Annotated in this window: 11 protein-coding genes; 10 read left to right on the top strand and 1 reads right to left on the bottom strand. The window is 69.3% G+C overall.

The window, feature by feature from the left end; translation table 11 throughout:
• Window positions 1-36 precede the first annotated feature (36 nt).
• The 9 genes from P6166_RS16050 (at window position 37) to flgL (ending at window position 9,796) form a co-directional block, all read left to right on the top strand.
• Entirely contained in the window at window positions 37-702 is a 666-nt protein-coding gene (locus P6166_RS16050) for a flagellar hook capping FlgD N-terminal domain-containing protein (RefSeq protein ID WP_277765442.1), read from the top strand.
• Window positions 703-730: 28 nt separating this feature from the next.
• Window positions 731-1,954, top strand: coding sequence for a flagellar hook protein FlgE (gene flgE / locus P6166_RS16055; RefSeq protein ID WP_277765443.1), 1,224 nt, complete (start codon window positions 731-733; stop codon window positions 1,952-1,954).
• A gap of 62 nt (window positions 1,955-2,016) precedes the next feature.
• On the top strand, window positions 2,017-2,766 hold the full coding sequence (locus P6166_RS16060) for a flagellar basal body rod protein FlgF (RefSeq protein WP_277765444.1): 750 nt from the start codon (window positions 2,017-2,019) through the stop codon (window positions 2,764-2,766).
• 99 nt (window positions 2,767-2,865) lie between these two features.
• Entirely contained in the window at window positions 2,866-3,651 is a 786-nt protein-coding gene (gene flgG / locus P6166_RS16065) for a flagellar basal-body rod protein FlgG (protein WP_057648779.1), read from the top strand.
• A gap of 17 nt (window positions 3,652-3,668) precedes the next feature.
• Window positions 3,669-4,361, top strand: coding sequence for a flagellar basal body L-ring protein FlgH (gene flgH, locus P6166_RS16070; protein ID WP_277765445.1), 693 nt, complete (start codon window positions 3,669-3,671; stop codon window positions 4,359-4,361).
• A 19-nt stretch (window positions 4,362-4,380) separates the two neighbouring features.
• The gene (locus P6166_RS16075; protein WP_277765446.1) at window positions 4,381-5,499 is read left to right on the top strand and encodes a flagellar basal body P-ring protein FlgI; all 1,119 of its coding nucleotides are present in this window, start codon (window positions 4,381-4,383) and stop codon (window positions 5,497-5,499) included.
• The gene (locus P6166_RS16080) at window positions 5,499-6,707 is read left to right on the top strand and encodes a glucosaminidase domain-containing protein (RefSeq protein WP_277765447.1); all 1,209 of its coding nucleotides are present in this window, start codon (window positions 5,499-5,501) and stop codon (window positions 6,705-6,707) included. Before P6166_RS16075 ends, P6166_RS16080 begins: the two co-directional genes overlap by 1 nt.
• A gap of 6 nt (window positions 6,708-6,713) precedes the next feature.
• Window positions 6,714-8,591, top strand: coding sequence for a flagellar hook-associated protein FlgK (flgK, locus tag P6166_RS16085; protein ID WP_277765448.1), 1,878 nt, complete (start codon window positions 6,714-6,716; stop codon window positions 8,589-8,591).
• A complete protein-coding gene (flgL, locus tag P6166_RS16090) occupies window positions 8,591-9,796 on the top strand; it encodes a flagellar hook-associated protein FlgL (RefSeq protein WP_277765449.1) in 1,206 nt (401 codons plus the stop codon). Before flgK ends, flgL begins: the two co-directional genes overlap by 1 nt.
• A gap of 86 nt (window positions 9,797-9,882) precedes the next feature.
• Here the strand turns inward: flgL and P6166_RS16095 are convergent, their stop codons facing one another.
• On the bottom strand, window positions 9,883-13,026 hold the full coding sequence (locus P6166_RS16095) for an autotransporter outer membrane beta-barrel domain-containing protein (RefSeq protein WP_277765450.1): 3,144 nt from the start codon (window positions 13,024-13,026) through the stop codon (window positions 9,883-9,885).
• Window positions 13,027-13,657: 631 nt separating this feature from the next.
• On the opposite strand from P6166_RS16095, the gene P6166_RS16100 reads away from it, so the two are divergent.
• Window positions 13,658-14,860, top strand: coding sequence for a flagellin (locus tag P6166_RS16100; RefSeq protein ID WP_277765451.1), 1,203 nt, complete (start codon window positions 13,658-13,660; stop codon window positions 14,858-14,860).
• The last annotated feature ends 226 nt before the right edge of the window (window positions 14,861-15,086 follow it).

Here is a 15,086-nt window from a genome sequence, read left to right on the forward strand (position 1 = left end):
CCCTCCCCACCGCGCTAGACCGCACCGGAATCCACCATGAGCACGATCGCCTCGGACCTCTATTCCTCGCTGGGCCTGACCTCCAGCAGCAGCACCACCAAGAAGGAAGAGTCGCTCGGCCAGGCCGACTTCCTGCGCCTGATGACCGAGCAGCTGCAGCACCAGGACCCGCTCAAGCCGATGGAGAACAGCGAGTTCCTCGGCCAGCTGGCGCAGTTCTCCACGGTGCAGGGCATCAGCGACCTCAACACCACGGTCAACAGCTTCTCCAGCTCGCTCAGCAGCGACCAGGTGTTGCGCGGCGCGCAGCTGGTCGGGCACGAAGTGCTGGTGCCCTCGGCCAAGATGGCCCTGGGCGAGACCGGCGCGGTCACCGGCGTGGTCGCCGCGCCCAGCGCCGGCATCGTCAACTTCGACGTCACCGACGCCAACGGCACCAAGATCAAGACGATCAGCGTGAAGGCCGACAAGGCCGGCGAAGTCAATTTCCAGTGGGACGGCACCGACGACTACGGCAACCGCATGGCGGCCGGCACGTACTCGATCTCCGCCACCCACACCGACAGCAGTGGCACCGACAGCAAGATCTCCACCTACATCCAGGCCCCGGTCGAAAGCGTCACCGTCGGCTCCGATGGCCTGTACCTCAACCTCAAGGGGCTGGGCACCGCCCCGATCAGTTACGTGCTCCGCGTCAGCTGAGCCGGCACCCGCGCAACCAGGAGTTCCCATGGGCTTCAATACTTCGCTGTCCGGCATCAACGCCGCCAACGCCGACCTCAACGTCACTTCCAACAACATCGCCAACGTCAACACGACCGGCTTCAAGGAGTCGCGCGCCGAGTTCGCCGACATGTTCCAGAGCACCGCCTATGGCCTGTCGCGCAACGCGGTCGGCTCGGGCGTGCGGGTGAGCAACGTGGCCCAGCAGTTCTCGCAGGGCAACATCGACCCGACCGGGCGCAGCCTGGACCTGGCGATCTCCGGCGAAGGCTTCTTCACCATGTCGCAGAACGGCGAGCGCCTGTACACGCGCGCCGGCAACTTCCAGACCGACGCCAACGGCTACGTGGTCAACCCGGAAGGCGCGCGCCTGCAGGTGTACGCGCCCAACACCAACGGCAACGGCTTCGACGTGGGCCGGCTGACCGACCTGCAGCTGCTCACCACCGATGCGCCGCCCAAGCAGACCACCACGGTCAACCTGGGCTTCACCCTGCCCGGCAACGCGTCCCAGCCGACCGTGGCGACGTTCGACCCGGCCGATTCCAACAGCTACAACTACTCCACCGGCGGCATCAACGTGTACGACTCGCTGGGCGTGAGCCACACCCAGACCTCGTACTTCGTGAAGACCGCCAACGCCAACGAGTGGCAGGTCTACAACTACGTGGACGGCGCCTCGGTGGGCACGCCGACCACGCTGCAGTTCTCCGACAGCGGCGCGCTGACCAGCCCGGCCGACGGCATGATCGCGCTGGACCCGTATACCCCGAGCACCGGCGCGGGCGTGCTGAGCATGTCGCTCAACCTGAGCGGCGCCACCCAGTACGGCGAATCGTTCGCGCTGCGCGACACCCGCCAGGACGGCTACGCGAGCGGCAAGCTCAACGAGATCAGCATCGACGCCACCGGCGTGGTGTTCGCGCGCTACTCCAACGGCGCCGACAAGCCGCTGGGCCAGGTCGCGCTGACCACCTTCACCAACCCGCAGGGCCTGTCCCAGCAGGGCAGCACGATGTGGGCCGAGAGCTACGCCTCCGGTTCGCCGCGCACCGGCGCGCCGGGCAGCTCGGATTTCGGCCAGATCGAATCGGGCTCGCTGGAATCCTCCACGGTGGACCTCACCGAGCAGCTGGTGAACATGATCGTGGCGCAGCGCAACTTCCAGGCCAACGCGCAGATGATCTCCACCCAGGACCAGGTCACCCAGACCGTCATCAACATCCGCTGATCGTGAATGCCGCGCGCTGATCCGCCCGTGCGGATCGGCGCGACGGCCGGCCGGAGACCGCCATGGACAAAGCCCTCTACGTCGCGATGACCGGCGCCCGCGCCTCGCTGCAGGCCCAGGGCACGGTGTCGCAGAACCTCGCCAACGCCGACACCAACGGCTTCAAGGCCGCGCTGGCCAACACGCAGGCGATGCCGATCCGCGGCGACGGCTTTCCCTCCCGCGTGAACGCCATGCACATCGACCAGGGCTTCGATGCGAGCCTGGGCGCGCAGAAGGTCACCGGCAACGCGCTGGATATCTCGCTGCAGCCTGACACCTGGCTGGCCGTGCAATCGCAGGACGGCAGCGAGGCCTATACGCGCGGCGGCCAACTCTCGCTCACCCCCAACGGACAGCTGGTCACCGCCAGCGGCCGCGCGGTGCTGGACGAGAACGGTAACCCGATGGTGATCCCGCCGCACCAGGCGCTGGAGATCGGCAGCGATGGCACCGTGTCGATCACCCCGCTCGGCGAAAGCGCGGCCACGCAGGCCAACGTCGGCCGGCTGCGCGTGGTCAACGCCTCCTCCGACCGCCTCGCGCGCGGGCTGGACGGGTTGATGCGCAACACCAACCCGCAGCAGGCCTTCGTGCAGGCCGAAGGCAAGTCGGTCAACAGCGGCTCGCTGGAAGGCAGCAATGTCGATGCGGCCGGCGCGCTGGTGCAGATGATCCAGTTGCAGCGGCAGTTCGAGATGCAGGTGAAGGTGATCAAGCACGGCGACGAGAACGCGCAGTCGGCCAATACCCTGCTGAAGCTGAGCGGCTGACGCGCCGCGCGCCGGCTTTCCGGCGCGGTTCTGGCACGCGGCATGCATCACCCCCGGCGTGGACGGCCAGCGGGCCGGCGCCAAACGAGGAATCGCCCAATGAATCAGGCTTTGTGGGTCGCCAAGACCGGACTGGATGCGCAGCAGACGCGCATGTCGGTCATCTCCAACAACCTGGCCAACACCAACACCACCGGCTTCAAGCGCGACCGCGCCAGCTTCGAGGACCTGCTGTACCAACAGGTCCGTGCGCCCGGTGGCGCGACCTCGGCCCAGACCAACCTGCCCTCCGGCCTGCAGCTGGGCACCGGCGTGCGCGTGGTTTCCACTTCCAAGTCCTTCGAACAGGGCAGCCAGCAGCAGACCGACCGCGCGCTGGACGTGATGGTCAACGGCCGCGGCTTCTTCGAGGTGCAGATGCCCGACGGCACCTCCGCCTACACGCGCGACGGCAACTTCCAGATCAACGACCAGGGCCAGCTGGTGACCAACAGCGGCTACCCGATCCAGCCGGGCATCCAGGTGCCGGAAGGCACCGAGTCGATCACCATCGGCAGCGACGGCACCGTGACCGCGCAGGTGGCCGGCCAGACCGGCGCGCTGGAGATCGGCTCGCTCACGCTCACCGACTTCATCAACCCGGCCGGCCTGCAGTCCAAGGGCGAGAACCTCTACGTCGAGACCACCGCCTCGGGCCCGGCGCAGAACGGCACGCCCGGCCTCAACGGCCTGGGCACCACCGTGCAGGGCGCGCTGGAAGGCAGCAACGTCAACGTGGTGGAAGAGCTGGTGAGCATGATCGAAACCCAGCGCGCCTACGAGATGAACGCCAAGGCCATCTCCACCACCGACTCGATGCTCGGCTACCTCAACACCAACGTCTGATCCTCGCGGTGACCGTGATGAACACCCTGCCCTCCCTCGCCCGCCTGGCCCTCGCCGCCGCGACCTGCGCGCTGCTCGGCGGTTGCGTGATCGCCGGCGACGTGCGCCCGTTCCCGGCGATGGCGCCGGTGCAGCCGATCATGCCGCCGCAGGCCGCGCCCAGCGCCGGCGCGATCTACGCCGCCGGCCCGGGCCTGCAGCTGTACGGCGACCGCCGCGCGCGCGATGTCGGCGACCTGCTGACCATCACCCTGGTTGAAAGCACCACCGCCACCACCAGTGCCACCACGGGCATCAGCAAGAACAGCGACATCGAGATGGGCTCGCCCACCGTGCTCGGCCTGCCGGTCACCTACCACGGGCAGGAACTGTTGAAGAACACCGCCAAGGGCGAGCGCAGCTTCGATGGCAAGGGCCAGAGCGCGCAGAGCAACAAGCTGCAGGGCAGCGTCACGGTGACGGTGATCCAGCGCCTGCCCAACGGCAACCTCGTGGTGCAGGGGCAGAAGCAGTTGCGCCTGAACCAGGGCGACGAACTGGTGCAGATCCAGGGCATCGTGCGCGCCGCCGACATCGCCACCGACAACAGCATCCCGTCGAGCAAGGTCGCCGATGCGCGCATCGCCTATGGCGGCCGTGGCGCGGTGGCGCAGTCCAACGCGATGGGCTGGTTCGGCCGCTTCTTCAATTCGGCGCTGTCGCCGTACTGAGTCATTACAAGGCATCGCCATGAACCTCGCCTCCGCCACCTTGCGTGCTTCCGCCATCCTGCTGCTGGCGCTGGGCGCCTGCGCGCCGGCCGCCGCCGAGCGCATCAAGGATCTTGCCCAGGTCGGTGGCGTGCGCGGCAACGCGCTGGTCGGCTACGGCCTGGTGGTCGGCCTGGACAACACCGGCGACCGCACCAGCCAGGCCCCCTTCACCGTGCAGAGCCTGAAGAACATGCTCGGCGAGCTGGGCGTCAACGTGCCGGCCAACGTCAACCCGCAGCTGAAGAACGTGGCCGCCGTGGCGATCCACGCCGAGTTGCCGCCGTTCGCCAAGCCGGGGCAGCCGATCGACGTGACCGTCTCCTCGCTGGGCAATGCGATCTCGCTGCGCGGCGGTTCGCTGCTGATGGCCCCGCTGAAGGGCGCCGACGGCCAGGTGTATGCCATCGCCCAGGGCAACCTGGTGGTGGGTGGCTTCGGCGCGCAGGGCAAGGATGGCTCGAAGGTGTCGGTGAACGTGCCCAGCGTGGGCCGCATCCCCAACGGCGCCACCGTGGAGCGCGCACTGCCGGACGTGTTCGACAACAGCGGCGAGATCACGCTGAACCTGCACCAGAACGATTTCACCACGGTCTCGCGCATGGTCGCGGCGATCGACAACACCTTCGGCACCGGCACCGCACGCGCGGTGGATGGCGTCACCGTGGCGGTACGCGCGCCGACCGACCCGGGCGCGCGCATCGGCCTGCTGGCGCGCATCGAGAACGTGGAGCTTTCGCCTGGCGAGGCGGCGGCCAAGGTCATCGTCAACGCGCGCACCGGCACGGTGGTGATCGGCTCGCAGGTGCGGGTGATGCCGGCGGCCATCGCGCACGGCTCGCTCACCGTGACCATCAGCGAGAACAGCAACGTCAGCCAGCCCGGTGCGTTCGCCAACGGCCAGACCACCGTGACCCAGCAGTCCACCATCAGCGCCAGCGCCGAGGGCAGCCGCATGTTCAAGTTCGCCGGCGGCACCACGCTGGACCAGATCGTGCGCGCGGTGAACGAAGTCGGCGCCGCGCCGGGCGACCTGGTGGCGATCCTGGAAGCCCTCAAGCAGGCCGGCGCGCTGACGGCGGAGCTGGAGGTGATCTGATGCAGATCACCCGCTCACCGCTGGAACTGGCGCCCAAGACGCAGAACGATCCGCAGAAGATCGACACCGTCTCGCGCCAGCTCGAAGGCCAGTTCGCGCAGATGCTGGTGAAGAGCATGCGCGAGGCCAGCTTCGGCGACTCGCTGTTTCCCGGCGAGAACCAGACCTTCCGCGACATGTACGACCAGCAGATGTCCAAGGCGCTGACCGAGGGCAAGGGGCTGGGCCTGTCGGCGATGATCGCCCGCCAGCTCGGCGGCGGCAGCCAGGACGCGGCCGGCACCGGCCAGGTCAACACTTCGCTGGACGCCGGCGCTGCTTCGCAGGCCTACCCGCTGGCGCAGGCCAAGGCGGCCAAGGCGTATTCGCTCATCGCCCGCGCCCGCGAGGCGGGCGTTTCGGGCGCACAGGGCGTGGCGGGCAGCGGCGACGCCGCACTGGCGCAATCGCGCGAGGCCGTCACCGCGCAAACCCTGGACCTGATCGCCGGCCGCGACAGCAGCACCGCCATTGGCACCGGCAGCCGCACCGATGCCAGCGCCACCGCCGAGGACTGGAGTTCGCTGGACGACCGCTGGCTGGGCACCGGCGGCGTGGCGGTGGACGACAGTGCCGCGGCCAGCGCCGGCAGCGCGGCGGCCAGCGCGCTGGGCGAACGCACGCCGGAAGGTTTCGTCGCCAAGATCTGGCACCACGCGCAGAAGGCGGCGCAGGAACTGGGCGTGGACCCGCGCGCGCTCGTCGCGCAGGCCGCGCTGGAAACCGGCTGGGGCAAGCGCGGCATCAGCCGCGGCAACGGCAGCGACTCGCACAACCTGTTCGGCATCAAGGCCACCGGCTGGAAGGGCGATGCGGTGAGCGCCGGCACGCACGAGTACGTCAACGGCGTGAAGACCTCCGAGACGGCCAGCTTCCGCGCCTATTCCTCGGCCGCCGACAGCTTCGCCGACTACGTGCGCCTGCTGAAGAACAACGGCCGCTACCAGCAGGCGCTCAGCGCCGGCACTGACATCAAGGGCTTCGCCCGCGGCCTGCAGAAGGCCGGCTATGCCACCGACCCCGGCTATGCGGCGAAGATCGCCGCCATCGCGCATGGGCCCACCATCGATCGTGCCGTGGCGGCGATCAGCCAGTACGCCGGGCAGGCGACGGGCGCGGACCTTTCGCGCACCTTCGCCAGCAGCGCCGGCGTGGGCAACCTGAGGTAACGACGCATGTCCAACGTCCTGTCCACCGGTACCGGCGCCCTCATCGCCTTCCAGCGCGCCCTGGCCACGGTCAGCCACAACGTGGCCAACATCAATACCGAGGGCTACAGCCGGCAGAAGGTCAGCTTCGCCACCCGCAACCCCACCGATTACGGCTACGGCTACGTGGGCAGCGGCACGCAGATCAGCGACATCAGCCGCGTCGCCGACCAGCTGGCGATCTCGCGCCTGCTCGACAGCAACGGCGAACTGGCGAGGCTGAACCAGCTGTCCTCGCTTTCGGACCGCGTGGACAGCCTGTTCTCGGATACCGCCACCAGCGTCTCGGGGCTGTGGTCGAACTTCTTCGACGCGGCCAGCGCGCTGTCCTCCGACGCCTCCTCCACCGCCAACCGGCAGAGCCTGCTCGATGGCGGCAACGCGCTGACCACCCGCTTCAAGCAGCTCAGCGGCCAGCTCGACAGCCTCAACACCGAGGTCAACAACGGCCTGCTTTCGGCGACCAGCGAAGTCAACCGGCTCACGCAGCAGATCGCACAGATCAACGGCCAGATCGGCACGTCGGCCGCGAGCGCCGCGCCGGACCTGCTCGACCAGCGCGACCAGCTGATCAAGGAACTGGTCGGCTACACCGGCGGCACCGCCGTGCAGCAGGACGGCGGCTTCGTCAACGTATACACCTCCGGCGGCCAGGCACTGGTGGTCGGCACCACCGCCTCCCAGCTCACCACCACGCCGGACCCGTACCAGCCCGGCAAGCTGCAGCTTGCGCTGCAGACCCAGGGCATGAACGTGTCGCTGGATTCGCGCGCGCTCGGGGGGCAGATGGGCGGGCTGCTGGAATTCCGCAGCAATGTGCTCGAACCCACGCAGGCCGAGCTGGGCCGCATCGCGGTGGGCCTGGCCAGCAGCTTCAACGACGCGCACGCGCAGGGCATGGACCTGTACGGCGCGATGGGCGGCGACTTCTTCAGCTACGCCACGCCGAGCGTGTCCAGCCACCCCGCCAACACCGGCACGGCCAGCCTCACCGCCTCGTTCGGCGACATCAGCCAGCTCGACGGGCAGAACCTGTTGCTGAAGTTCGACGGCACCCAATGGACCGCCACGCGCTCGGACACCGGCGCGTCGGTCGCACTGACCGGCACCGGCACCGCCGCCGACCCGCTGGTGCTCAATGGCGTGCAGGTGGTGGTGGGGGGCGCGGCGGCGGCCGGCGACCGTTTCCTGCTGCAGCCCACCGCCAACGTGGCCGGCAGCCTGTCGGTGGCGATCACCGATCCCTCGCGCATTGCCGCGGCCACCCCGGTCAAGGGCAGCGCCACGCTGTCCAACCTGGGCACCGGCAAGCTGAGCAACGTGCAGGTCACCGATTCGACCAACGCCAACCTGCTCGCCGGCTCGACGATCGCCTTCACCGACGCCACCCACTACACCATCGACGGCGCCGGCCCGTATGCGTACACCGCCGGGCAGACCATCGCCGCGAACGGCTGGAGCTTCACCCTCGACGGCGCGCCCGTCACCGGCGACAGCTTCACCATCGGCAGCACCGGCGCCGGCTCGGCCGACAACGGCAACGCCAAGCGGCTGGCCGCGGTGGAGGACCTGAAGGCCTTCAACGGCGGCACCATGAGCCTCAACGGCGCGGTGGCCGGCCTGACCACCTCGGTGGGTTCGGCGGCACGCTCGGCCGACTATGCCGCGCAGGCGCAGCAGGTGATCAACGACCAGGCGCAGGCGGCGCGCGATTCGGTCTCCGGCGTCAACCTCGACGAAGAGGCCTCGGACATGCTCCGCCTGCAGCAGGCCTACCAGGCCGCCTCGCAGATCATCTCCACGGCCGACACTATGTTCCAGAGCATCCTGGGTGCGATCCGCTGATGAGCAACCGCATCTCCACCGGCATGATGTACAGCCAGTCCGTCGTGACGATGCTGGCCAAGCAATCCAAGCTGGCGCACCTGCAGCAGCAGCTCTCCAGCGGCCAGCGGCTGGTCACCGCCAAGGACGACCCGGTCGCCGCGGGCACCGCCGTGGGGCTGGACCGCGCCGTGGCGCAGCTGGCGCAGTTCGGCAGCAACGCCAACAACGTGCAGAACCGCCTGGGCCTGCAGGAAAACGCGCTGGCGCAGGCCGGCGACCTGATGACCCGCGTCACCGAGCTGACCATCGAGGCCAACAATGCCTCGCTGACCACCGACGACCGCAAGGCCATCGCCTCGGAGTTGCAAGCGATCCACGACCAGATGCTGAGCATGGCCAACAGCACCGACGGCAACGGCCGCTACCTGTTCGGCGGCACGGTGGACGGCACCGCGCCGTTCTCCAAGAGCGGCGCCGGCGTGGTGTACAACGGCGACCAGACCCAGCGCCAGGTCGAAGTGGCAGCCGACACCTACGTGCTGGACGCGCTGCCCGGCAGCGAGATCTTCATGCGCATCCGCACCGGCGACGGCACGATGGACGCGCACGCCGGCACCGGCAATACCGGCACCGCCCTGCTGCTGGACTTCGGCCGCGACCCGGCCTCGGGCACCTACGCCGGCGAAAGCTACACCGTGCAATTCACCGCCGCCGACACCTACGACGTGCTCGACGCCAACGGCAATGTGCTCAGCAGCGGCACGTACAAGGCGGGCGACGACATCCGTTTCAACGGCGTGCGCCTGCGCGTGGACGGCGCGCCGGTGGCCGGCGACACACTGCAGGTGGGCCCTTCGCAGAACAAGGACGTGTTCTCCACGTTGACCGACCTGATCGGCGCGCTGAACACCGACCCGGCCAACGACGCCGACCGCGCGCAATTGCAGAACGCCTTGCAGACCTCGATGCGCGACGTGAAGCAGGCCTCGGCGAAGATGATCGACGCGCGGGCCTCCGGCGGCGCGCAGCTCTCGGCGATCGACAACGCCGCCGAATTGCGGGCGTCCAACGAGGTGACGCTGAAGACCACGCTGTCCTCGATCCGCGACCTGGATTACGCCGAGGCGATCGGCCAGTACCAGCTGGAGACGGCCGCCCTGCAGGCCGCCCAGACGGTGTTCAAGCAGATGCAGTCGATGTCCTTGTTCCAGATGATGGGGTGATCGGGCCACGCCGCGGCAACGGGCCCGGCCTGATCGGCAAGGCCGCCCCCCCGTGATGGGAGGCGGCCTCTTTTTTTACTTCCGTATTACCAGCGGTAATTCACCCCGACCTGCCCGCCGATGTCGCGGAAGCCATCGCTGCCCGTCTGCCATGCCGCATGGCCCCAGCCCGTCCAGCCGCCGCCGAGCTGCAGCTGCGCGCCGAGCTTGGCCTCGTAGCGGTCGCGCGGCCAGCCCAAGGCGATGGAGGTGCCGTCCATGGCGATCTCGTTGCGCTTGTCGCCCCGCCACCAGTTGAGCAGCAGGAATGGCTGCACCCGGTTGTACGCGGTGTCGCCCGCGTGGCCGAACACCCGCACGCCCACGCGCGTGGTCCAGGCGCCGGCCAACGAGGTGCCGACCCAGGTACCGTTCGCTTCGATGTGCTCGTCGGCGTCGTAGTCGGTGTAGATCGCCTGGGCCTGTGGCTCGATGAACCACGCATAGGATTCCCCCGCGGGCATCGCGAACGTATAGCCGCCTTCCAGCGAGGCCGACCAACTGCGGGCGTCGTAGCTTTCCTGCGGCAGGAAGTCGCCGCTGACGCGGTTGTCGTAGCGGCCGTACTGCAGCCAGGCGTCGGCGTAGGCACCGCCCTGCTCGGCCGCGCTCTGGAACCAGGTGGCGTACACGCCGGCGCTGTAGCCCTTCACCTTGCCCTTGGCGTGGTAGCCACTCAGGCGCGAGCCGACGTGGTTGTCGCTGCGGCCGGCACCGGCCATGGCGCCGGCATGCCAGCGGCCGTCGCCCACCATGCCGCCGGCCAGTTCGCCGCCGACCTGCAGCAGCGAGGTGTCGCTGGAGACGTCGAGCTGGTCGACCGCGCCGCGGCCATCCTGCTGGCGGCGCAGCACGCGCGTCCACACCGCAGGCGCACGCTCGGCGGCACCGGCGAAGTCCGGCTCGCCCATGCGGTCGTGCATCTGGTGCTGGAACAGGCCGATGCCGGCAGCCTGGTTGGCGAGGTAGGCGCCGGCTTCCGGGCGATACAACGGGCGCGGCGGGGTCACCGGCGGGGTCGGTGCCGGCTTGCCGCCGGTGCCGGGTGACGGCGCGGGCGTCGGCGTCGGCGCGGGGAACGGATTGGCCGGGTTCGGGTTCGGCGTCGGCGTGGGTTCGGGCGCCGGCTGTGGCGTGGGTTCCGGGGTCGGTTCCGGCATCGGCGTTGGCGGTGGCGTGGTGTCCTGCGAGCGCAGGTACCACCCGCCATCGCCCGGTGTCGCCACGCCGCCCTTGAACAGCTGGTACTCGTACACGCCGGCCACCGCGCGGCCTTCCAGGGCGAACACGCCGTCGGAGGCGCCATCGACCTGCACGAGCTGGATGCCGTTGACGGTCTGCGCGCCGGCGCCGCCGACATTGTTCACGCTCAGGCGCGTGTTGCCGCGCGTGGCGCCGTGCACGACGAGGCGATCGGTCTGCGCGGCGTCGTCGGCCAGCACGGTGTTCATCGACAGCGTGCCGTTGTCGCTGGTGTAGTCGCCGTGGACGGTGAGCGTCTTGAAACCGCCCTGCGCCGGCGCGGCGAAGGCGATCGCCCCGCCGTTGCGCAGTGCGCCGACCTCCGAGCTGTCCGCCACGTCCCAGCGGCTGGCCGCATCGAGCAGCACGGCGCCGCCGCCCTGGATGGCGCCGTCCAGGCGGCTGTTGGCCAGGCTCAGGTCGAGCAGCGTGCCGGTCGCGGCCGCGAGGCGGCCCTTCAACGCCACCTGGTCGGCGAACACGCGCAGCTCGGCCGGGCGGCTGCCGTCGCCGGTCACCTCGATGAGGCGGTTGTCCGCGCCTTGCAGGGCGACGCCTTGGCGCAGGTTGAGCTGGCCGATGGCCCCCGCCCCGCCTTCGCCGGTGAGGCGCACCGCCGGGCCGCCGGTGGCCACGACGCTGCCGCCGGCCAGGGTGGCGGTGGCGGTCTGGCCCGCCGCGGACGGGTCGAAGCCGAAGCGCACGCCTTCGCCGCTGGCCTGCACGGTGCTATCGGTCAGTTCGGCCACGCCGCCGGGCGAGAGCGACACGCCGGCGCCGCGCACCTGGGTATCGCCGCTGGCCGGCGTGCCGGTCGCCTCGATGCGCGCCTGCGTCGCGACCACGCGCCCGCCGGCGGCGGACACGCCGTTGCTGCCGGTCACGGCGGTCTGCGCGTTGAGCAGCGCGGTGCCGCCGGCCATCGCGACGACGCCGTACGCGGGGCCCTCGGGCGCATCGCCGGCGCCGGTGGCGGCGATGCGGGTGGCGGTGGCCTCGAAGGTGCCGCCGGAGGCCGCCAGCGCGCCCTGCACGAGGCCGGTGAGCTGGCCGCCCTGCAGGCGGATGCTGGCGTTGTCGCGCACTTCGGCGGCGGCGCCGCGCGCGGCGGTGATCGTGGCGTCCTTGCCGGTGAGGGTGCTGCCGGCGTCATAGGCGGCCACGCCAAAGCCGGCGCTGTCGAGCACGCTGCCGGCCTGCAGGTCGAGCGTGCCGGCCGCCAACGCGATGGCCGCGCTGGACTCGCTGTCCGTGGCCTTGCCCTGGAACGCGGCACTGGTGGTGATCTTGCTGTTGGTGCCTTCGGCGCGCAGCAGCGGCACGGCGGCGGCGGAGGTGAGCGCACCGCCGACCAGGCGAACCTCGCCGCCGGCCAGCGCGCCCACCGCGGCGGCGGCGGCGTCGGCGCCCTGCGTGGCCTGAACGCTGGTGGCGGTGAGGTTGCTGCGGGCACCCTGCGCCAGCAGCACCGCGCCCTGGGCGCTGGACAGCGTGGTGCCGGTGACGTTGGCGCGGCCGTGGCCATCGGCGGTGGTCATCGCCACCACGGCATGCGCGTCGGCGCCCTGCGTGGAGACGCTGCCGCCGCCCAGGGTGACGCGGCCCACGCCGGCAGCCAGCGCGCCGTGGCTGCGCGCGCCCTTCGTGGTGATGCGCGGCGCGTTGTCCAGCGTGATGGTGCCGGTGGTGTTGGCGTAGGCGCCGTGTGCGTCGTCGCCGCCGGTGGTGACGACGACCGGATCGGCGCCGGGCAGGATGTCGCCGCCCTCCTCGGCGATCAGCGCGGTGCCGGCGCGCCCGTTGGCCAGCGCCGTATCGTAGGTGCCGCTCGCGTTGCCCGAGGTGTTGTTGACGATCAGCTGTTGCGCCCACGCGGCCGAGGGCAGCACGCACAAGGCGAGCTGCAGCGAGACGACGAGGGGATGCTTCTTGGGAATGTGTGGAGACATGGAACGTCCTTGAATGCGTCGGGCGCATCCAGGCGGAAGCGCCACGGCCGGGTGCGACCGCGTGCGAATTCTCGATAGCGCATTCAGTGACGAGAATTGGATTTTTCGCCTATCGCGTGGATGTCCTACACGCTTGCAAGCAAGTCACTCGTGGATTGACGCCTGCGGAAAAATCCTTCTTGCGTGCGCGCGCGTTCTTTCCTCCGCGATGCACGACGCGCCGTGCGTGCGCGCTGCATGCGCGTGGCGCGCGTACGAATCTTCGTTTGCCACGCGCGAGCTCGCGCTTCGCATGGGATACCCGCGCAAGCCAGCCACGCGCGGATGCACCCACCGTACTGCGATGCGATACACGATTCCGCACTTATGGCGGGGCGCTGCCGCGCACCCCGTCGCGGTTTTCCGGGGTGGCCCACCCCGCCCCCTAAAGTTCCGCCGGATACGGCCGAAACCCTTCAACCGGCGGGTTTTACGCCCTGGCGCAAGCGAAAAAATTGCAGCGAAGCGCTAAAGGTTGTTGACAGCACGCCGTTATTCATTTCAGCAGCGGCAACGGCCAAATGATGGCCCCCCTGCGAAAGGCCCAGAGACCCGCAGGGTCACCGGAAAAATCGCTTAGAGGAGATATCAAATGGCACAGGTCATCAATACCAACGTTATGTCGCTGAACGCTCAGCGCAACCTCAACACCTCCAGCTCGAGCATGGCGACGACCATCCAGCGCCTGTCGTCGGGCCTGCGCATCAACAGCGCGAAGGACGACGCCGCCGGCCTGGCGATCTCCGAGCGCTTCACCACGCAGATCCGCGGCCTGGACGTGGCTTCGCGCAACGCCAACGACGGCATCTCGCTGGCCCAGACCGCCGAAGGCGCGATGGTCGAGATCGGCAACAACCTGCAGCGTATCCGCGAGCTGTCGGTGCAGTCGGCCAACGCCACCAACTCCGATTCGGACCGTGACGCGCTGAACTCGGAAGTCACCCAGCTGCTGTCGGAAATCGACCGCGTCGCCAACCAGACCTCGTTCAACGGCACCAAGCTGCTGGACGGTTCGTTCTCCGGCGCGCTGTTCCAGGTCGGCGCCGACACCGGCCAGACCATCGGCATCAACAGCATCGTCGACGCCAACATCGACACCCTGGGCAAGGCCGGCTTCGCCGCCTCGACCTCCTCGGCCGGCGTCACCGGCACGGCGACCGCCTCGGGCACCATCTCGGGCATGAAGATCAGCTTCAAGACCGCGGCCGGCAAGGCCACCACGGTCAACCTGGCTGACGTGAAGATCGCTTCGGGCGACACTGCGGCCGACGTGAACAAGAAGGTGGCGGCGGCGATCAACGACAAGCTGGACCAGACCGGCATGTACGCCTCGATCGACAGCAGCGGCCAGGTCAAGCTGGAATCGCTGAAGGCCGGCCAGGACTTCACCTCGTTCACCGCGGGCACCATCGCGGGCGGCACGGGCATCGCGGCGGGCTTCGCCGGTTTCGCGGCCTCCACCGCGGCGGCCGGCACCAGCAACACGCTGGAGGACCTGGACATCTCGACCTTCGAGGGCGCGCAGAAGGCGCTGGAAATCGTCGACAAGGCCCTGACCGCGGTGAACTCCTCGCGCGCCGACATGGGTGCGGTGCAGAACCGCTTCACCTCGACGATCGCCAACCTGAGCTCGACCTCGGAGAACCTGTCGGCTTCGCGTAGCCGCATCCAGGACACCGACTATGCAAAGGAAACCGCCGAGCTGACCCGCACGCAGATCCTGCAGCAGGCCGGCACCGCGATGCTGGCGCAGGCCAAGTCGGTCCCGCAGAACGTGCTCAGCCTGCTGCAGTAATTCCCTGCGGGCTGCTGTACTGGCCGTACCGATTGGAGACCCCCTTCGAGAGAAGGGGGTTTTTTTTGTTGGGCGGCCGTTGGCCGCCCTTTTTGTTTTCTGCGCTGGGTGTTTGGGTTGTTGGCCTTCGATGTGGGTCGGCTGTTCTGTGATCGTGCACGGCCTGCGGGGGCTGGGCCCTTTCGGGACACGCCGTGAACCCATCCATGGGGGCTCGTAGGCGACA

Origin of the sequence: Stenotrophomonas sp. HITSZ_GD, from assembly GCF_029543105.1 — a bacterium.
GTDB lineage: Bacteria > Pseudomonadota > Gammaproteobacteria > Xanthomonadales > Xanthomonadaceae > Stenotrophomonas_A.